We start from the raw sequence: 20,950 nt of genomic DNA on the forward strand, positions 1-20,950 counted from the left end.
TTTTTATTCACCTCATATTCTTAGGCATCGTTAAGCTGATTTGCTTATTTTACCTTTTTTAGAAACTGATACTTTTGGAGCTATAAGACATGCTACTGCAACTGCTGTAATACCACCTATAAGTTTACCTACTATCATAGCTGATATCATTTCTTTATTAACACCAGCTGTAAAACCTAAGTGATCTCCAAATACAAATGCTGCACTTACTGCAAAAGCAACATTGATAATTTTTCCTCTTTCATCCATATCTTTCATCATACCAAACATTGGGATATTATTAGCTAAAGTTGCTACCATACCTGCTGCTGCTATATCATTCATTCCTAATAATCCACCAAGCTTCATTAAAGGTTTTTTGAAAACTTTTGTTATAACAAATACCATTGGGAAAGCTCCAGCAAGAACTATAGCAATTGCTCCTATGATTTCTATACCATCAGATATTGGTGCCATACCTGGTATTACAACAAATCCAGTTAAAGTTTCAATTATAATTGCAACAAGACCTATTGTAATCATAATTACAACACCCTTACCGAATATATTGAATCCACCTATCATTTTTTCCGGAATCTTCCAAAGACCTAATGCAATAAGTAATGCAAAAATAACTATAGGTACAAGATTACTTAAAATCATTGAAACACTAAATCCTGCTACTAATCCACCAAAGAAACTTCCTATAGGAATTGTAATCATACCAGCAAGAATACCTTTAGCTAGATATTTATGATCTTCTTTTTTAATGATTCCAAGGGCTACTGGTATAGTAAATACTATAGTAGGCCCCATCATAGAACCAAGAATTAATCCTGCAAAGACACCCGCTTCTGGAGATTGAGCCATTTCTAAGGCTAAAGGATATCCACCCATATCATTAGCTAAAAGTGTAGTGGCAAACATAGCTGGGTCAGCACCAAGTGCCGTATATACAGGCACAATTACAGGTTTTAAAATCTTTGCAAGAACTGGAGCTAATGATACAACCCCTACCATTGCAAGAGCTAAAGAACCCATTGCCATAAAACCTTCTTCAAATTGTTCTCCTAAACCATATTTATTTCCAAGAATTTTATCAACAGCACCAAGAATCATAAATATAACCATAATATACAAAATAATTTCATTAATTCCCATGAGAAACCTCCTTATTTTTTTATAGATAAATCTACGATGTAGTTTATCTACATAATACATACCTAAAGTATTTGTTCTATCAATTCTTTTTCTGGGGATGGAATTACAATTTTACTAAGAATTTTTGCGCTATTAATCCCGGCTTCCCCAGCATTTAAAGCTTCACTCACTGAGCTTATATCTCCAGTAATCAAGAAATAACATTTTCCACCGATACTGTTGGCTATAACAAGTTTTATTAATTTCACAAAACCTGATTTTAAAACAGTATCTAAACACATTATCCCTGATGATACTGAAGAAAGTTCCATGGTTCCTAAAGCACTTACATTACCATAGTGATACCTTTTTCTTAGTCCAAATAAAATATCTTCATGAATATTAGGTATAATAAAACTATCAACAACCTTGCTATTTCCATTTTCTATACCTATTGCCATGGATTCATTTACTGACCCGATGTCACCTGATATTAAAATAAGAAACTTTCCTATACAAACGTGTTTTGCAAACATAATTTCAATAGATGAAGCCTTAATCATAATATCAGCTGTTTCAATGCCTTTACCAATGCTACTTAGTTCCAACATTCCAAGAGCGACAGCCATCAAAATCCCTCCAAAATAAACTACTCTAGTAAGCTTTTATCAATGTCTACTGTATCAATTATTCCAACAATTGTAGCATCTACTGGTACAGATTTACTATCAGTAGAAAAAGACACTCTAGCTGCACTCCCATTAACAACAAGCACTGTTTCACCAATACCTGCACCTACACTGTCTACAGCAACAAAAACATCTGCGTCTTTTCCTTCAGTGTATTTTATTGGTTGTACAACGAGAAGCTTAAAGCTATTTAATTTTTCATCTTTTCTTGTAGCCCATACATTACCAACAACATTTCCAATAATCATAACAAAATCCTTTCTCTAAGGGTTATACTGACTTTGTGACAGTTATTTTGTTATTTCTAATAAAATCTTTAACTAGTGGAGTCAAAAGTGTTTTATTTGAAATTTTTATTTTCCTTATGCCGTTTCTATAAACTCTTTTTAAATCTGCTTCTGAAAGAACTCTCTTTTCACTAAAATCATAACTCTCCACTTCTTTAACACTTTGAGCACTTATAACGGGTTCAACTTTTATTACATTATCTTGAACTGAATCACAATTTTTTTGCTTATTAGATTTTAATACTTTCATGAAGTCATTTTTACTAACTATCTCCATGCCATAACTAACAAGCTTATTTTCATAGTTTTGATAGAGTGAATATAATGCTTTATTAGAAGTACTTTTATATTTTTGATATTTCAATCCATCTTCCAACAAAATAATCTTTTTACCCAATAAAGCTGCTTCTATTGCTATAACCTCTTTTGGTAAACATTGAACCCCTAAAGAAATATTTGCAAGGGATCTATTATCCATTTCTCCAAAAACTATGCTTTCATATACATCTAAATCATTCTCCATACTTTCTAAAGAATCATAACAATAATTAGCCTTTTCTAAGCTATTGGCTAACTCTTCATAAATACCACTTCTACTTGATTCTGCAATTAAAATCTTCACAGTTTTTTGAGGTGATAACTCTTCTGGAGTTTCTATCTGTTTAACTCTATTCATCACTTCTTTTGTAATCATTTGGACTAATTGTTCTACATCCATCTAACTATCCCTCCTTTCTACTTACAACAATTCATTGCAATTCCTAAAGGAGTCACTAAAAACGGATTCTCTGGTTTAATAGTTTTTATACCTGTTTCCTTTTCAATGACTTTTTCAAAACCCTTAAGGCAACACGTTCCTCCTACAAGGTAAATCTCATTAACATTAAACCCTTTGATATGATTTCTTATTATACTTGCAATTTTTTGAATGACAGGTGTGACCATTGGAAATACTTGTCTTTCATTAGATTTTTGCTTTTTCATATATTCAGCTTCTTCGAAACTTATTCTAAGCCCTCCCGCAATAACAAGTGACAGCTGTGTCCCTCCTGTTGGTTCATCTGCAGTATATATTACTTTTCCGTCTTGAAAAATTGAAAGTCCAGTTGTTCCCCCTCCTACATCAACTACTACTCCGTTATCCACTTTCAATACAGCATTTGCAGCAGTAGGTTCGTCTAATATAGAGACCACTTCCATACCAGCACCTTCAACTACATAAACATGAGTTTGTGTATCTCTTTCACCCGTTCCAGGAGGCACTGCAATAGCAGCTTTAGTAAGTTCTATATTCAGTCTTTCTTCTACCTTTTGCTTCAATCTTTTTACAATATTCAAGGCCCCAATATAGTCTACTACTAATCCATCTTTTATAACTTGAGCAAACTCCATTTCACAGGCTATAGGATTTTTATTGCCATCTAAAACCACAAGAACTGTATATGCAGTACCTAAGTCCACACCTACATATAGTGGTCCATTAGTACTATTTAATATTGGTTCATCTATGCTTTTTTCTACAGCCTTTATAAGTTCATCTGCTTTAGTTAATTTTTTCATCCTCGACTATCCTTTCCCATTTTATGATTCTTGCTTCAATGTTCTTCATAAAAGAACATGAATTAGCCTCATCATAATCAATATGAGCACTAGTTTTAAAATTCTTACTTACTCTAACCACTACATCCCCAAAGATGGTACTTCTATCACTTAAAATTTGGAGTCCTACCAGCTCTCTATCCATAACATTAAATCTTTCAGCATCTTCAGGTGTTATATGAATATGTCTTTTTGCAATAATTGCTCCTTCTTTTAAACTTAAAGTAACATTATCAGATACTATAATTATTGGAGAGCTATTAGAAATATCTCCTGATTCTCTAACTGGCGCATTAATTCCTAAAATTCTAGCATCAGTTTTAGATATTTCCACTTGTGTATTATTTCTAACAGGACCTAATATAGCCACATTATTAATTTTGCCTTTAGCTCCTCTAAGTGTTACCTTTTCCTTGCACAAATATTGACCTGGTTGAGATAATTCTCTTTCAAATTTAAGTTCATAATCTTTACCAAAAAGTAAATCTACGTGTTGTCTGCTTAAATGAATGTGACGACCAGATGCTTCTACTGGAATTGTGTTTTTATTTTTGGAATTGTTTATTTTCTCTTTAATAGCCTTTACTACTTCTTGGACTACTAAATCAATGTTAGAACTATTAATCTCCATTAGAATCACCTCATTTATAATATCCTGCATCACATTTACACATCATCACATAAAAGAGACTGCTGAGTCTATTTAAACTCCTTATAATATCCAGTCTAGAAATTTCACCATCAATATTTTTGAAGGCTTTGATAGCGCATATCTCAACCTCCCTGATAGCACTTCTAAGAGAATTTAGTTTTATGACATACTCGCCCATTTTATAAGATGGGAAAATATGACCTCTATTAAAATATTTCTGAGGATTGTGAGACACTTCTCTAATTTCTTCATCACTCATTCCAAGAAGACTAAATGATTCTAAATCTTCTGATAAAACTTCTGCTCTCATGATATTTCTAACATATCCAAGACATTCTTCTAAATCCTTAACTAAGGTATCTTTTCCATTCTTGTTACATAATACTTGAACTTCTAATATTTTTGCCTGCATGCTATCTAATTTGCCTCTTAAAATGACTATTGGATGATCTTTACAAACTAATTTATTACCTTTAATCTGAGTCATATATTCAGGTTTCTTTTCAAAATATCCACCTTGAATATTTTCAAATCTAGGTATCATTCCTTTATTTTCTGTAATAACTTTGTTATCAACAGCTTTTAAATTATCTCTTTCATTCTGGTTCAAAACTACAAGTTTAATGTTGTTATCCTTTAAAAAAGTTCTAGCAGCAGGTGTTATTATATCTTGGCTATTTACTTTGTATTCTTTTATCTTTTTATTTCTAAGTGCTGCTCTTATCTTAGATTCTGTTAATACACTCACTAAATCACACCCTTTTGACTGCAATTCCAAATATTCAGAGGGAAATCAATATCCCTCCGAAATTATTAATTTAGATACTTTATTATTAAGCTTCTAATTTAGGAAGAATAAGTTCAACTTCTCCATGAGGTCTTGGAATTACATGAACAGAAAGTAACTCTCCAACTCTTTCAGCAGCTGCTGCGCCAGCATCAGTAGCGGCCTTAACTGCACCTACATCTCCTCTTACCATTACAGTAACTAATCCTCCACCTACTTGAACTTTTCCTATCAAAGTAACATTCGCAGCCTTAACCATCGCATCTGCAGCCTCTACTGCACCTACTAACCCTTTTGTTTCTATCATTCCTAAAGCATTTGCATTTGCCATTTAAATTTCCTCCTCTTTTTTATTTAAATAATTATTATTTGATATTTTTATGAATTCAATTTCTCCATAACTTTTTTTAGAATCAAATCAATGTATTCGTCCTCAATATTAAATTTATTATCATCCTTATTTACTACTTTACAATCTTCAAGTTCTTTAACACCATAAGCAAGTCTTCTAATATTTAAAAGATTCATAGGTCCTACATTATCCGATGTCGCACTTCCTCCTACTGCTCCACAGCCTAAAGTAAGGGATGGAACTAGATTTGTAGTGGCCCCTATTCCTCCAAGAGATCCTGGAGTATTTACCAATACTCTTGAAACAGGCTTTTTAAGTGCAAATTCTCTAATTATTTCTTCATTATTTGAATGAATTATCATTGTATGACCTTTACCTTCATTATTGAGAAGTTCAATACTTTTTTCACATGCTTTCTCCCAATTCTCTTCACAGTAAAATGCCAATATAGGTGTAAGTTTTTCTCTTGAATAAGGATTTTGCTTACTTACACTTGTTTGTTCAGATAATAAAATTCTTATATCCTCAGGTATTGACAATCCAACCATTTTAGCTAACATCTGAACATCTTTCCCTACTATCCTAGGATTCATTGTACCGTTTGCTCTCAAAATAAACTTCGATAACTTATCTGATTCCTCTTTTGATAAGAAATAACCACCTTGTCTTACCAATTCTTTCTTAACTTTATCTTTTATACACTCTTCAATAACTATAGATTGCTCAGATGCGCAGATAATGCCATTATCAAAGGTTTTACTATCAATAATCCGCTTAACTGATTTCTCTATATCAGCAGTCCTTTCAATAAATGCAGGACCATTTCCTGGCCCAACTCCTATGGCTGGTGTTCCTGAACTATATGCTGCTTTTACCATTGCCTCTCCACCTGTTGCTAATATTAATGAAACATCTTTATGCTTCATTAATTCATTAGTTCCTTCTAAAGTAGGCACTGTCATACAACTTATAGTTCCTTTTGGTGCTCCTGCACTTTCAGCAGCATCCCTCAATACCTTTGCAGTTTCCAATATACATTCTTTTGCATTTGGATGAGGTGAGAAAACTATTGCATTTCCTGCTTTTATCGCTACAATGGCTTTAAAAATTGTAGTTGAAGTAGGATTTGTTGAAGGAATAAGCCCTGCAATAATTCCTACCGGTGTGGCTACATCAACAATTTTATTAACTTTATCTTCATTTATAATACCTATTGTCTTCATATCCTTGATATAGTCATATACATTTTTGCTTGCGAATATATTCTTTATTATCTTGTCTTTCCATTTTCCAAATCCAGTTTCATCTGCTGCAAGCTTGGCAAGTTTATCTGCATTTGCTTCAGCAGCCTCAGCCATATTTTTAGTGATTTTATCGATTTCCTCTTGACTCATTTGGCTTAATTGTTCGTGTGCTTCTTTCGCCTTAGAAACTAAATTTCTAACTTCTTGAATAGATTTCAAATCTCTATCGACAATATCCATTTACTCATCCCTCCTTTTATAGAAGTCTACTATTGCTTTAATAAGTTCTTCTTTTTTTCCAAATTTAATTTCTTTTTTCGTCATAGCAGTAATATTCAATTTTCTTGCTAAAGTTCTTAATTCCGGAACTTTCATTAATCCAAGTTCTTCTTTAGTAAAAATTGTCTCTTCTTGTTCTAAGTCTTCTTCTACATCTTGAAATATATCCTCTTGTACATCTTGAACTATATCATCTTCTATATCTTCATTAATAATCTGTACTATATTACTATCATCATTATGATTCACTCTATCCTCTTTTGGATTTAGTTGCTCTTCTTCTTTAATCAACATTCCCCATATCTGCTCTGAAGGTCTAGCAATAATATGAGAAGTTATAAGGCTACTTAATTTTTTCACAGCTACTGTTGATGCCTCTACTGAAGCTCTAACAGCTCCTACATCTCCTGTTATTTCAATTGTAACTATACCGCCTTTAACAAATTCACAGCCAACTAAATTTACATTAGCAGATTTTAATGCTATATCCAAAGCTTCAACTGCACCTACAAAACCATAGGTTTCAATTAGACCTAATGCAGATTTTTTCATAAATTAATCCTAAAACTAATACTCAGAAGGATTATCTGCGATATACTTAACTGCTGATGCGAAAGCATCACAAGCCGCTTTACAAGCTGACTGACTGCCTGTTAATAGACCTCCACCAAAGTTAGTTTCAGACGGTGGTCCAAAGAATGCTTTCATTTCTACAGCTGCTGCCTTCATTGCTGCGTCTAAGGCATAAATAGCTTCTAATGGAGGTGCTATTAAGTATGCTAATGCTTCTCCTTCTCTAATTCCTGCTGTTTCTGAAAGATGAGAACCTGTTCTTGAAACACATTGAGCATAATAAGGAATACTATCATCTTCATTTGCACTATAGAATGTTGCTGTTCCACTTTCAATAAAATCTACAGCAGCATTTAATCCACTTCTAACTTCTGCAGGTGTAGGTCCTGCAAGAATTCCAATAAATTCGCCAGCTAATTTTGTACTAGCATTTCCGGCTCCTGCGTACATAGATTTTGCATATACTACCTTTACATCAGCTTTTTTAGTAGCTTCATCAATAGCAGTATACCCAACATCATCGCAATCAGTAGTAATAAGCCCTATACTCCTTTGATCTTGATCTAATTTCAGTTCTTTTGCCATGTCAGGATTTACATTTGAAATGATTTTTACACTAAGTACATTCGTTAACAAAGCATCATTTTTCATCTATTATTCCTCCTAAAATTATAATTTCAAATCAGTTCCACTTGCTTTTTTCTCTAGCATGGTCTTTATAATGTCAGCGATATGAGCTCCTGCTTCAACTGGTGGTGTACCACCCTTATGAATATTTGAAACAACTGTTCTTCTTGCTTCAGGCATCCCAACAGTAGCTTTGTAAGCTAAATAAGCACTCATACTCTCAGCTGTAACAAGTCCTGGTCTTTCCCCTATAAGAACACAAGTAATATCTGCTCCAAGAGTTTCTGATACTACATCCATTGCACCAACTCTACCATATTTTACAAAGAAAGGTTCTCCAACTGAAATACCATAACCTTCCAATCCTTGAATCATTGCTGGTAGTACATCTTTCACATTACTTTCAATAGCTGTAGAACTTAATCCATCTGATACGTAAATTTGTACTTTCATTCCTTTTTTACACTTTTCTTTTATAATAGATAACTGATCATCATCAAACTTTCTACCTAAATCAGGTCTAGTTAAATACTCATCTTTATCTATACACTTTGTCTTAACCGAAAATAATTTAATTTCATCTAAAAAATCTTGTGACACATCAGTAAAAACTGCGTCTTGAGCAGCTGCATGGTCTGCTCTGAATCTAAGCATTGTTTCAGTCAAATATCTTGGCCCACATCTTCCAACACCAACTCTTGCAGGAGTGCGTTGTTTCATTTTTAAATACCCTGCTTTATCTTCAGGATCTTTTACTAATAATTGTGTTTTTAAATCTGTATCAAGCAAATCAGGAAGTATACCTTCTTCAACTTCACAACAATCATCCTTTATTAATTTTTGATCGTTCTTAACTATCTCTTTTGAAGTCATTTCTTCAAGAACTTGTTCTACTAATTTTTTTAAATCATTCTCAGAAAACATTCCTTACCCCCCTTTTTTATTTAAGAAATATTGATGCATCTCCAGCTTTTGAAGTTAATTTTCCGTCCTTAGTTATTCCCATTTTTTCCATCCAAGCTCCAAATTCTTTTGTAGGAGTTAATCCTAGCAATTCTCTTAAAGTTGGACTTTCGTGATATCCAGTACATTGATAATTAAGCATTACATCATCACCATGAGGTACTCCCATGAAATAATTACATCCTGCACTTACCAATAATACTGCTAAGTTTTCTATATCATTTTGGTCAGCTTTCATATGATTTGTATAGCAAGCATCACAACCCATTGATATTCCAGTTAACTTACCCATAAAATGATCTTCAAGACCTGCTCTAATTACCTGTTTGCTATCATACAAGTATTCTGGTCCTATAAAACCTACAACAGTATTAACTAAGAAAGGTTTATACCGTTTTGCAAATCCATAGCATCTAGCTTCCATAGTGACTTGGTCTGAATCATGATGGGCTTCTGAGGATAATTCTGCTCCTTGACCTGTTTCAAAATACATTACATTAGGCCCAGTTGAAGTTCCTTCTTTTAATACCAATGCCCTTGCTTCATCTAACATAGCAGCAGTTACTCCAAATGCTTCATTCCCTTTTTCAGAACCAGCAACGCTTTGGAAAATCAAATCTGATGGAGCACCCTGTTTAATTGCTTCCATTTGAGTAGTAACATGAGCAAGTACACATTGTTGAGTAGGAATTTCAAATTTATTCTTAATTTCATCGAATTTTTTAAGAATTTTAGCTACATTCCCAACAGTATCATCAACAGGATTTAAGCCTATTACTGCATCTCCTACCCCATAAGACAAACCTTCAAAAATTTCTGCAACTACACCATCTATATCATCTGTAGGATGATTAGGTTGAAGTCTTGCTGATAATGTTCCGTCTAATCCAATAGTAGTATTACAATGGGCACTTACTCTTATTTTCTTACCTCCATAAATAAGATCTAAGTTTGACATAAGCTTTGCAACTCCGGCAACCATTTCACTAGTTAATCCTCTACTTGCTCTTCTAATATCCACACCAGTTGTATTTTCATCTAATATCCACTGTCTTAGTTCTGAAACAGTCCAGTTTTTCATTTCACCATAGATTTTTTCATTTACTGCATCTTGAATAATTCTAGTAACCTCATCGATTTCATATGGAACTACAGGATTATTCCTCAAATCTGCTAAAGTAAGATTTCCTAAAACAGCCTTTGCAGCAATTCTTTCTTCTGCACTTTTTGCAGCTACGCCAGCTAATTTATCACCCGATTTTTCTTCATTTGCTTTTGCTAATACTTCTTTAACTGATGCAAATTGATAAACCTTACCGAATAACTTTGTTTTTAATATCACTTCTCTTCCCCCTTTATTTTTTTATTTAAACCATGTTATAGTTATAAATGAATGTTTTTTTGCATTCATGAATTAAAAACTAATGTTTTAATAACCACTGGAACAACCTTACCATTAACAAGAGGCTTCCCTATATCGATATAATCTCCATTTTCAACTTTGATGTTATCTATACATATTACTTTCTTGTTGAAGTCTAACTTTTTGAAAATTGTCTGACCAAGTACTTTTGCTATATCATTTTCGACAATTACAATTAGTGGAAATCCCCTTTCTATATGTTCACTCATACCCTTAATTATTGAATCTGCTAATTGCTGTACTTCTAAGAAACTAGGATTCTTAGGACCTTTTATTGCTATAGCTACTCTTTGAATTTCATTTTCCAAACTAAACCATTTCAATTTCTTTTTAGTGGCTTTCTCTATTCCGTCATACCCTTTAAGTTCATCATCTTGTGAAAGTTTTAAAATCGGCAAATTTTTTATCGGAAAAATATCTTCAGTATAAGTAATAGTACTTCCGCTAATATCTGTTGTATGTGAACCTGCTCCAACAACTGTTGCTCTTATTGTTTCACAAGATTCCCTCAATTTAGATTTATCACATAATGTAGATTGTTTAATTATATGGCCAAGTAAAACACCTATATCACCAAACTTAAAATCTTCTTCATCCTTACCTTCATAAACATAATCAGCAACTCCACCAGAAAAAGTTATATAATCAATGTCATAATCAGCTTTTATCCCTTTATTTGTTATTATTTTTTCATAATCTTTTGTTCTTGATTTTATTCCTATAGCCTCTTCTAGTAATCTGCACATAGCTTTAACTACTTTTTCAATATCCCCCTTATTAGGAATCTGGTTTATATGGATTTTTGCGCCTTCCCTTTCTGCTAATTCTTTAATTTTTGGCGCAATATAAGTTATCTTTTTAGAAATTTTATCTATTTTTATTAATCTACCACCAATGTCCAAACACCCTGTATCTATTACTTCTCCATCTTTAAAAACTGCAATATTTGTTGTACCTCCACCAATATCAAGGTTAACTACTACGCAATCCTCTTCTCTTGAAATTTTGTCTGCCCCTGCTCCTTTTCCAGCAATAATTGACTCTAAATCTGGTCCAGCTGTAGCTACAACAAAATCTCCAGCAAAGCCACTTAGAATTTCTACAACTTGACTAGCATTCTCTTTTCTAGCTGTTTCTCCCGTAATAATAACTGCACCAGTTTTGACATCAGCTGGCTTAATTTTTGCGTTAAAATATTCTCTTTCAATAATACTTCTTGCCTTTTTTGCATCAATTTCCTTTTGAGATTTTAGAGGTGTAAAATAAATATTACTCCTATAAATAATATCTTTGTCTACAATTTTTATCCTTGGAATAGAAAAACTAGAGGCAGTGTTTTCAATAGTTATTCTGCTGAAAACAAGCTGCGTTGTTGATGTCCCGATATCAATTCCAGCACTTAGAATTTCCTCTCTCACTCTATTACACACCTTCTTTACTAAAATAAAATAATAAAAAGCCCAAAGTTAATTAAACTCTGGGCTTCATCGCCTTTTATAAGATTTCTTTTTAAGTGAAATTTAATTTAATCTTCACTTGGAAACCATATATATACACATCGTTGTGTATATTTTATTATTCATTTTTAAAATCAAATAAAATCTTTGTTCCATTGCTATTAGAAAATATATTGAAATTTCCATGCAATTTATCTTTAACTAAACTTTTTACAATGTTTAGCCCTAAACTCTTATTACTAATAGAAGTAGTATCAAATCCAACACCATCATCAATAACTGAAATACTAGAATAAACTTTTCCTCTTTGAATAGTGATATGTACACTTCCTCTTTCCCTATTCTCAAACGCATATTGAAGTGAATTTTGCAAAAGTTCATTAACAATAAGCGCAATAGAAGTTGATTTATCAGATTCAATTCTGAAACTATCTCCATCTACTTTAACTTCAATATTACTTGTTTTAATACTGAAAACTCTAATTATATTACTCTTAATTTTAGTTATAACTTCTTTTATATCTACCTCGTCAATTCCTTCTTGAGCTAATATTTCATGGGTTGTAGCAATACTCAATATTCTATTCATACTCTCATCTAAAGCAGTTTTTAACTGATCATTATCCATCCTTCTAGATTGAAGTCTAAGTAAACTAGCTATTGTCTGAAGGTTATTTTTTACTCTATGATGAATTTCTTTAATTGCCACAGACTTTAATATTAACTCTTTTTCTTTTTGCTTCATATCAGTTATATCTTTAATAAACATTATCATATTTAAACCATTATTACTTTGAGTTATGTACTTAACTTGCAAAGATAATTTACCAATATTAACCTCTGATGCATCTGGTTGATTATTAGAATTTATTTCTCTAAATGATTTATTATCCAAAGATACATTATCAAAAGGCATATTTATTAAATTATCTTGATATCCTAATTTTTTGTAAAGCTTTTCAGCCACTGGATTAATATATCTTATAATTCCATTTTCATCAAATATTAATATTGCATCATCAATATGATATGTAATATTTCCTTCATTATTATTAATATTGTTTCCAAGCAACTCATTATTTTCTGCTAATATTTCTATACGTCTATTAGTATTTATTGTTTCTGTAATATCTTTTTCTATAATTAAAACTCCAATTGTCCTATCGTTATCATTTTTTATAGGTTCAACTGTTTGTCTTACATTCATACATTCTTGAGTAACTGCCTTTAAATCTCTTGTAGGCATTCCAAGCTCAAGTGTTCTAAGGGCTGCCGGCTCATTTTCTCTCAACGCAAGCTCCCCTACAACAGTATTCTTATACATAGAATAATGATTATTTGGCTTTGCTTCAGCCACGACTATTGCTTCATTTGGATCAGTTGTGGGACAATCTATAAAAACATCTGCTTCAACCAAATTTGAAATTACAGGAAGAACTGATGCAATATGTTCAATAATGTATATATCCTGATCAATCAAATCAGTATACATATAGCAAAGTTCACGTATTTTTTTCATATCATTCACCTTTAATTCTTCATATTGCTGCTCATAATAATTATTTCAGCAATCTTTTTCATCGAAACTCTTTTATTCATACTAAGTTTTCTTATATTTCTGTAAGCTTCTTCTTCCGACATGCAATTTTTCCTCATTAATATTCCTTTTGCTCTTTCAATTTTTTTTCTAGCTTCAAGACTTTCATTTGCTTCTATTATATCCTTCTTCATTTTTCTTATTTCTTTTCCCTTTGATAATGCTATTTCTATTGCAGGCAATAACGATTTATCATCAATTGGCTTTACTAAGTATCCCATAACTCCTGCTTCCTTTGCTTTTTGAATAAACTCTTTTCCACTATAAGCTGTTAAAAGGATTATTGAATTCGCTAATTCTTCTTCCATGATAATTTTTGATGCATTTATTCCATCTAGCAAAGGCATTTTTATGTCCATTAAAACCAAATCTGGCATATGATTCTTACAGAGTTCAACTGCATCGAACCCATCAGAAGCTTCCCCTACTACCTCGTAGTCTGCTTCTTCTAGAATCTCTCTTAAGTCAATCCTTGTAATAGGCTCATCGTCGGCTATTACTATTTTCTTTTTCACTAATTCCACCTCACTTAAGGTTGGCTAAAAAATTATTTCCCACTTTTGTCAGTAAAGTATAGTAGAATTTATTTTTTAACGATCCCATAATTGAATAAATACTTAAATATAAATAATTATTTATTTTATACTTTATTCATTTAAATATTCTTTTATTCTATCTATTCCTTCATTATTATAGGAACTCGTTTTAAATATTCTTTGAGCACCTGCACTTAGAAGAAATTCTTCTGCTCTTTTATATTTTTCTTCTCCATTGCATAAATCCGATTTAGTAATTATCCCTATAACTGGTTTAGCAAATATTGAAGAAAAATTTGGTGGAAAAATACTATCATCTTTTGAACAATCTTGAAGCAATCCAATAACATCACAATCAACTGATGATACTATTAATGCTTTATAAAACCTTCTATTTTCTATGTATTCTCCAGGGGTATCAATAATATTTTCATAATACTCCATGGATTGAGTCTTCTTATAATCTATTTTTTTTTGATATAAAACTTGTGTCAAAGTTGTTTTACCACAACCGCTTTTTCCAATTAAAATAAGTTTTTTCAACACTTTTCCTCCTAAGACCTAGTTATTTTAAATGAAGAAAAAGAAAGTGTATTAGATAACATTTCCAAAACTCCTTTTAAAGCGGCTTCTACACTTGAAACGTCTCCAACAATAACTAGCGATCCGCTAAATCTATCCACAAAACCAATTTCAACTGCTGCAGTTTTTGTAGCTACATCTGCTGCTATTATCGTTGCTTCACTTGGTGTAATAGTTAAGATACCAATGGCTTCATTGTATTCATCTGCTAGTCCTAGTTTTTTATATACAGTCTTATTAGGATGTGCAATCAAGTGTGCTAAGGTAACCTGTTTACCAGGTACATATTCTTGAATTATTCTTTGTTTTTCTCCCATTTTGCACCCCACTTTTAAAATGTTGTAAGTTGTTAGGTTTAAATTGTCAGTTTCCTTAACTTACAACTACTTTATTTTTGTTATGCACAAATCCAACATTCCTTTAAAACACAACCAAAATTAAATATAAAAAGCTTATAAAAACATTACAAAAATATTTTTATAAGCTACTTTGCTCTTTTTAAAATTGCACTCCTTTGTGCAAATTTCAAAATCGATAATTATATTACTATATTTACATTATATACCATAATAAACATTTGTCAATATATTCATATGATTTTTTTATAATTTTATAATAATTTATAGAATACTTCTTTTCTAGGAGAAGGTATAACAACTTTAGTTACTAACATTCCTTTCTCTTTACCAACTCTTGCCCCAGCTTCTACTGCTTCATTTACAGCACTTACATCACCACTAAGAGTAACAAAAGCTTTTCCTCCTATTCCTATTCCAAGTCTCACCTCTATAAGTTTTACTCTAGCAGCTTTAGCTGCTGCATCTGCTCCCAATATAGCTGTAGCTATTGAAAAATATTCTATAACCCCAACAGAGTTTACTTCTCCAACATCAGTTGATTGGTTAATAGCACTTATTAAATCTGGATGAACTCTTGATATAACAAGGCTATCTACAATAAATTGACCACCACTGGCCAATCCCGCATCTACAGAAGAATTAACTGCTCCTACATCTCCTGCAATCAAAATCAAATACTTTCCAGGACAAATTGTTTTAGAAACTATCAAGTCTACTGCAGCAGCTTTTATCATAAAATCTGCTGTTTCTACGCCTTTAGCAATACTATTCAATTCAATCATACCTATTGTATTCATTCCTCAATCACCTCAAAACTTTCACTTTTTATAGTAATCTTATTTGAAACTTCTATCACTTTTCCGTCAATAGAGGCATGAACATTTGCTCCTAGTTCTCCTTCTTTCATAGCTCCAATTAACTGCCCTTTCTCTACAGTATCTCCCACAGAAACTACAGGACTTGCAGGGGCACCTATATGCTGTTTTAATGAGATATTTACTTCGCTAACATTTATCTCTTTTAAATCATGAACATTCTGATGTACAAATTCATTCAATTCCAATCTAGATATGAGTCTATTGACAGGGACTTTTCTAAAATCTCGCTCTTCTAAAGCCGATGTTTCTTTTGACTCATTTGCATATTTAATTCCTTTTTCCCTCATCATTTCTTTTAAATATATATTTACAGTCTTTGGTGATAATCCCATAGGACATACGTAAAGTTCGCAAACTCCACATTCACAGCATAACTGCGCAGTTTTTACACTATCATTAAAATCAGAAAAAGCTACTGCTCTCATAATTTTATGTGGTTTAAGAGGATGTCCAATTAAGTGCCTTGGACAAAAATCTGTACAATAAGAACACTGAATACACGCTGAAGTTGCCCTATTTAATATATGTTCTATGGAAGTTTTACTTCTATTAATAATATAGTGATCTTTAGGTAAAATTATTATTGCTCCAGTAGTTTTTGTTATAGTCATCTCATCTAATTCATCTTTATCAAAAATTTTTCCCATCATAGGGCCACCCAAAATAATACTATAATCATCTATCAAAGCACCACCTGCTTCATAAATGCACTTAGAAATCAATGTTCCAATAGGTACTTTTAAAATCATAGGTTGTTTTACCATACCAACCATAGAAACATGCCTATGAATCACAGGTTTATCATTCATAGCTCTGTAAATGTTTGCAACTGTCTCAATATTTGATACTACCACTCCAACATTTAAAGGAATTCCACTTGGTGGTATGACTCTTTTAGTGATTTCATAAACTAAAATTTGCTCATCCCCTGCAGGATAAAAATTATCCATTAGATGTAATTCAACTGAAGAATTCAAATCCCTTATTGCTTTTTTTAAACTCTCAATTTGAATTTTGTATTTCTTTTTTAATCCTATTATTGCTTTTTTTGCTCCTACAACTTTTGCAATCTCTTCAATTGATTCAACTATATTCTCAGCTTTAGTTTTCATCAGATATTGGTCTGTTTTAAGAAGTGGCTCACATTCAGATCCATTAATTATTAAATAATCTACCTTACAATTCAATTTAACATGAGTAGGAAATCCAGCTCCACCTGCTCCAACAACTCCAGCTTCAAATATTTTTTCCAGCAAATCCATATATACACCCCGCTTTTTAATTATTATTTACCATTTTGAATTACTCCTATTAGGTATTTATTTCAATGCACCAAACTTTATCTAGAGACAAAAAAATAATAAAAGCTCATAAAGAAATCTCTCGATTACCTTATAAGCTTCATTGCATATTTTCTGCACTACGTCGTGCTAACTATACATCATTTTGTTTAATTATACCATATTTAAAACATATTATCAATTTTATTTCTATAAAATTGTTACACTTTTTCAATCTCTATTCTAATATCTTCTTTGGAATTTTATATTGGATTTGTCGCTCTATCACATCCAAAGTTTTCTTATCCTTTGGAGCTACAAATAAATAAGCATGCCCTTTTTCTCCAACTCTTCCTGTCCGCCCTATTCTATGAATATAGCTCTCAGTAGTTTCAGGAATATCATAATTGTATATATGTGAAACTCCTGTTATGTCTAATCCTCTAGCAGCAACATCCGTAGCTATCAAGTACTGAATATCACAATTTTTAAAAGACTTCATTATTCTTTCTCTTTTAGACTGAATTATATCAGAATGAAGTTTTTTACAATTATATCCCTTCTGATGAAGAGCAGTTTCTAGAACATCAACTCTTCTCTTAGTTCTACAGAATATGATTGCCATAAATGGATTGTCTTCATCTAAAACTTTACATAAATCTTCTTGCTTTCTTCTATCAGTAGTCTCAATTAAAACTTGTTCTATATTCTTAAGAGTTACTTCCTCTTTTTCAACAGTTACTACTTTTGGATCATTCATATATCTATAAGCTAATTTTTTTACTTGCGGACTCATAGTCGCAGAAAAACAAAGCATTTGTCTTTTCTTTGATGTCTCTTTAATTACAGTTTCAACTTCATTTTTAAATCCCATAAGAAGCATTTGATCTGCTTCATCTAAAACTAGTGTTTTTAATTTATCTAATTTTATAGTCCCTCTACTTAAGTGATCCAGCAATCTACCAGGGGTTGCTATTACAAGTTGAATATTTCCTCTTAATTTCTTTAATTGCGACCCTATATCCTTTCCACCATAAGCAGCTAGAATATTTAAATTTTTTCCTTCTTTTAATTTCATAGCTTCTTCCGTTATCTGTATTGCAAGTTCTCTTGTCGGTGTGAGAATTAACCCTTGAATTTCATCTGCATCAGAAGACATATTTTCAAACATTGGTAATAGAAATGCAAGAGTCTTTCCAGTTCCAGTTTGAGCTTCAGCTATAATATCGTAACCATCATTTATTAATGAAATACTTTGCTCTTGAATTGGCATAGGTTTAGTTATACCTTGTTTTTTTAAAGTGCTTAATATTTGTTCACTAAGCCCTAAATTTTCAAAATTTATCATAATAATTAACCTCTCAATTTAAATATATATTTTTAACGAACCATTTTTATTAACTTCTTATTTTACCAAATATATATGTTTTTGTATAGTAGCAAAGTATTTATTTTAATAATATTTTATACCTTAATTACTTTCTCAATTATCAATACTAACTTAAATTATATAATTTATGCTTTCTTCTCCAAATAAATTTATTAGGTTGTTATTAAAGAATTCTTTGATAGACTTTAGCTTTTCTTTATTATAAACATATTTACCATAACCAAATTGACCATATTTAAACTGCCTTTCTTCTTCACTAAACACTAATTTAGTATTAGGAAAAACATTCAAAATATTTTCTTTTGCTCTTGATGTATATCTATGAGAAATAACTTCGAATTTTATGTAAGCATTATTTAGATGAGCCTTTATATAATGCATTAAATAACTATATTCTTTTTCCCATCCATCATAAATAAAAACAGGTGCAATAATAAATCCTATAGGGTATCCACTATTAGAGACCATTCTTGCTGCTTCAATTCTTTCTTCTAGTGTGGTAGTTTTGTGCTCATATCTTCCAATAACTCTATTTGTGTTAATACTGAATCTAATAGTTGTTTTTCTGTTATGATTTATACCTATAAAACTTTCTACATCATTGTATTTAGATACAAATCTGAACTTAGAGTTTTCTTTATTTGCAAAAAATTCTATAGATGTTTTTAAAATGCCTGTATATGGTTCAATAGGTATAGGATCTGAAGTCGCAGCTCCTTCAAAAATCATTATTTCATCAGGACTCTCATCCAAATACCCTGCAGCTTGTTTTAATGTATCTTCTATATTGGCATATACTTTAACATATGGTCTTTTACCAAATTGAGTTTGGAGGTAACAATATTCACACATACCCATGCATCCACTTACCAAAGGTAATTGATAATTAGCAGATGGTTTACAGCTTTGGAACTTTGATTCTTTTCTAATACCTACAACTAATATCTTTTTTCCAAATTTATATGCATCAAAAGGAGCCATCTTACCCAGTTCAGTAACACGACCACCTTTTCTTATGATTATTTCAGTTTTAGTGTTCTTAAATTCTTTAAAAACCTTTTTTCCCATTTCATAATCCATTGCTTTTTCATCAATTATAATTTTATCTGGTATAAACATTAAATCACCTCTTTATTAAAAAATATTCCCTATTACTATTGGGAATATTCTTTAATAAATGAAAGTTATTATTTTCAAACAATTCTATTTCTTATACTCCATTGCTGCTTTAACCATAGCATCCACGTTTTTCGGTGGTGTATCTCTAGCTAATAAACATCCTGTACTTAATACAAATGGCTCTCCAGCATTTAATATAATCTCTTGACATTCTTTATAGATTTCATCAGCACTTTTTTGAAGTAAATTAACAGGATTTAGATTTCCTTTAAAGCATATATGCTTAGGAACTTTTTTACGAGCTACTTCTAAATCAACAGGGAAATCGATATCTAAACCATCTACTCCACTCCTTGAAATCACATCAATAGAAGGGTTTATATCTCCACAAACATGCATAATACTAGTTATTCCATGTGATTTTAAGACATCTACTAATTGTGTTACATATGGCAATACAAATTCTTCATACATCTCAGGTGAAATTATACTTGAAGAAGCTGATCCATCTCCTATCCATACGCACTCTACTCCTAATTTTGCATATTCATTTGCCCACTTAATAGCTAAGTTCGTTCTATGCTGTAAAGCTTTCTTCAATTTTTCTGGTTCATCATACATAGCCAATAGCAAAGGGGTCATTCCCAATATAAAATCTAGTTGACAATATGGACTTGTGATACCAGGAATAATTAAATACTTCTTTTTAGTTTCCTCTGGGATAAGCTTATATGTTTCCAATATCCCTACTATAAATGGATCTTCCGTAATTAATCTCTCATCATCTAAATCAACAATATCATGTTCCGTAACTGCTCCAACATCATTGTTCGGTATACGCCAAGTCATTCCTGCTGAATCTTTTATATATCTTATTTCTTCTTTAGTTAATCCATCTAATTCAGTTCTATCTTCTACTGCTATCTTTGGTGATACACACAAATTCACATATAGTCCATCAACATCTGGATGCAGCTCTAAACTATTAACCAATGCTTTTGCATGTGTTTCTGGATATATAAAGCACTCACCGACCGAAACATTAAATTGAGGTGCTGCATAAACTAAATCAATCTCAGGATGTACAGATATTCTATCTACTTTTTCTCCTCTTAAACTCTTTAAACATCTATCATGACCTAACATATTAATCCTCCA

23 protein-coding genes are annotated in these 20,950 nt (G+C 31.7%); all 23 read right to left on the reverse strand.

Translation table 11 applies throughout. The features are described from left to right. Positions 1–30: 30 nt before the first annotated feature. Entirely contained in the window at positions 31–1,140 is a 1,110-nt protein-coding gene (eutH, locus tag ACQ3F0_RS13410; protein WP_428865798.1) for an ethanolamine utilization protein EutH, read from the reverse strand. A 62-nt stretch (positions 1,141–1,202) separates the two neighbouring features. Beyond that, the gene (locus ACQ3F0_RS13415) at positions 1,203–1,748 is read right to left on the reverse strand and encodes a BMC domain-containing protein (protein WP_428865799.1); all 546 of its coding nucleotides are present in this window, start codon (positions 1,746–1,748) and stop codon (positions 1,203–1,205) included. Positions 1,749–1,768: 20 nt separating this feature from the next. Beyond that, positions 1,769–2,056 (reverse strand): EutN/CcmL family microcompartment protein, encoded by a 288-nt coding sequence (locus tag ACQ3F0_RS13420; RefSeq protein WP_428865800.1) that lies wholly within the window; start codon positions 2,054–2,056, stop codon positions 1,769–1,771. A gap of 22 nt (positions 2,057–2,078) precedes the next feature. Continuing rightward, positions 2,079–2,813, reverse strand: a complete 735-nt coding sequence (locus ACQ3F0_RS13425; protein ID WP_428865801.1) for a hypothetical protein — start codon at positions 2,811–2,813, stop codon at positions 2,079–2,081. Positions 2,814–2,830: 17 nt separating this feature from the next. Continuing rightward, the gene (eutJ, locus tag ACQ3F0_RS13430) at positions 2,831–3,655 is read right to left on the reverse strand and encodes an ethanolamine utilization protein EutJ (RefSeq protein WP_428865802.1); all 825 of its coding nucleotides are present in this window, start codon (positions 3,653–3,655) and stop codon (positions 2,831–2,833) included. After that, positions 3,639–4,325: a phosphate propanoyltransferase gene (pduL, locus tag ACQ3F0_RS13435; protein ID WP_428865803.1), complete on the reverse strand. Its 687-nt coding sequence runs from the start codon at positions 4,323–4,325 to the stop codon at positions 3,639–3,641. The genes eutJ and pduL overlap by 17 nt, the downstream gene beginning before the upstream one ends. A 10-nt stretch (positions 4,326–4,335) precedes the next feature. Beyond that, positions 4,336–5,094: a cobalamin adenosyltransferase gene (locus ACQ3F0_RS13440; protein ID WP_428865804.1), complete on the reverse strand. Its 759-nt coding sequence runs from the start codon at positions 5,092–5,094 to the stop codon at positions 4,336–4,338. An 85-nt stretch (positions 5,095–5,179) separates the two neighbouring features. After that, the gene (locus tag ACQ3F0_RS13445; RefSeq protein WP_428865805.1) at positions 5,180–5,464 is read right to left on the reverse strand and encodes a BMC domain-containing protein; all 285 of its coding nucleotides are present in this window, start codon (positions 5,462–5,464) and stop codon (positions 5,180–5,182) included. 47 nt (positions 5,465–5,511) lie between these two features. Further along, on the reverse strand, positions 5,512–6,969 hold the full coding sequence (locus ACQ3F0_RS13450) for an acetaldehyde dehydrogenase (acetylating) (protein WP_428865806.1): 1,458 nt from the start codon (positions 6,967–6,969) through the stop codon (positions 5,512–5,514). Beyond that, positions 6,970–7,560: a BMC domain-containing protein gene (locus ACQ3F0_RS13455; protein WP_428865807.1), complete on the reverse strand. Its 591-nt coding sequence runs from the start codon at positions 7,558–7,560 to the stop codon at positions 6,970–6,972. 15 nt (positions 7,561–7,575) lie between these two features. Further along, positions 7,576–8,232, reverse strand: coding sequence for an ethanolamine utilization microcompartment protein EutL (gene eutL / locus ACQ3F0_RS13460; protein ID WP_428865808.1), 657 nt, complete (start codon positions 8,230–8,232; stop codon positions 7,576–7,578). Positions 8,233–8,250: 18 nt separating this feature from the next. Further along, positions 8,251–9,132, reverse strand: a complete 882-nt coding sequence (gene eutC / locus ACQ3F0_RS13465; RefSeq protein WP_428865809.1) for an ethanolamine ammonia-lyase subunit EutC — start codon at positions 9,130–9,132, stop codon at positions 8,251–8,253. Between the two features lie 16 nt (positions 9,133–9,148). Then, complete coding sequence (locus ACQ3F0_RS13470) at positions 9,149–10,513, reverse strand: ethanolamine ammonia-lyase subunit EutB (RefSeq protein ID WP_428865810.1); 1,365 nt, start codon at positions 10,511–10,513, stop codon at positions 9,149–9,151. 65 nt (positions 10,514–10,578) lie between these two features. Continuing rightward, positions 10,579–12,012 carry an ethanolamine ammonia-lyase reactivating factor EutA gene (eutA, locus tag ACQ3F0_RS13475; protein ID WP_428865811.1) on the reverse strand — a complete coding sequence of 478 codons (1,434 nt, stop codon included), beginning with the start codon at positions 12,010–12,012 and terminating at the stop codon, positions 10,579–10,581. 157 nt (positions 12,013–12,169) lie between these two features. Next, positions 12,170–13,570 carry a sensor histidine kinase gene (locus tag ACQ3F0_RS13480; RefSeq protein ID WP_428865812.1) on the reverse strand — a complete coding sequence of 467 codons (1,401 nt, stop codon included), beginning with the start codon at positions 13,568–13,570 and terminating at the stop codon, positions 12,170–12,172. A gap of 11 nt (positions 13,571–13,581) precedes the next feature. Beyond that, a complete protein-coding gene (locus ACQ3F0_RS13485) occupies positions 13,582–14,163 on the reverse strand; it encodes an ANTAR domain-containing response regulator (RefSeq protein WP_428865813.1) in 582 nt (193 codons plus the stop codon). 132 nt (positions 14,164–14,295) lie between these two features. Further along, positions 14,296–14,727 (reverse strand): EutP/PduV family microcompartment system protein, encoded by a 432-nt coding sequence (locus ACQ3F0_RS13490; RefSeq protein ID WP_428865814.1) that lies wholly within the window; start codon positions 14,725–14,727, stop codon positions 14,296–14,298. Between the two features lie 11 nt (positions 14,728–14,738). Further along, a complete protein-coding gene (eutS, locus tag ACQ3F0_RS13495) occupies positions 14,739–15,083 on the reverse strand; it encodes an ethanolamine utilization microcompartment protein EutS (RefSeq protein ID WP_428865815.1) in 345 nt (114 codons plus the stop codon). A 293-nt stretch (positions 15,084–15,376) separates the two neighbouring features. Then, entirely contained in the window at positions 15,377–15,922 is a 546-nt protein-coding gene (locus tag ACQ3F0_RS13500; protein WP_428865816.1) for a BMC domain-containing protein, read from the reverse strand. Beyond that, positions 15,919–17,265: a 4Fe-4S dicluster domain-containing protein gene (locus ACQ3F0_RS13505; RefSeq protein WP_428865818.1), complete on the reverse strand. Its 1,347-nt coding sequence runs from the start codon at positions 17,263–17,265 to the stop codon at positions 15,919–15,921. Before ACQ3F0_RS13505 ends, ACQ3F0_RS13500 begins: the two co-directional genes overlap by 4 nt. A gap of 256 nt (positions 17,266–17,521) precedes the next feature. Beyond that, positions 17,522–18,631 (reverse strand): DEAD/DEAH box helicase, encoded by a 1,110-nt coding sequence (locus ACQ3F0_RS13510; RefSeq protein ID WP_428865819.1) that lies wholly within the window; start codon positions 18,629–18,631, stop codon positions 17,522–17,524. Between the two features lie 153 nt (positions 18,632–18,784). Continuing rightward, a complete protein-coding gene (gene splB, locus ACQ3F0_RS13515) occupies positions 18,785–19,792 on the reverse strand; it encodes a spore photoproduct lyase (RefSeq protein WP_428865820.1) in 1,008 nt (335 codons plus the stop codon). An 84-nt stretch (positions 19,793–19,876) separates the two neighbouring features. Continuing rightward, the gene (locus ACQ3F0_RS13520; RefSeq protein WP_428865821.1) at positions 19,877–20,938 is read right to left on the reverse strand and encodes a uroporphyrinogen decarboxylase family protein; all 1,062 of its coding nucleotides are present in this window, start codon (positions 20,936–20,938) and stop codon (positions 19,877–19,879) included. Between the last annotated feature and the right edge of the window lie 12 nt (positions 20,939–20,950).

It is taken from the genome of Clostridium sediminicola (genome assembly GCF_050402865.1).
Classification (GTDB): Bacteria; Bacillota; Clostridia; order Clostridiales; family Clostridiaceae; genus Clostridium_AF; species Clostridium_AF sediminicola.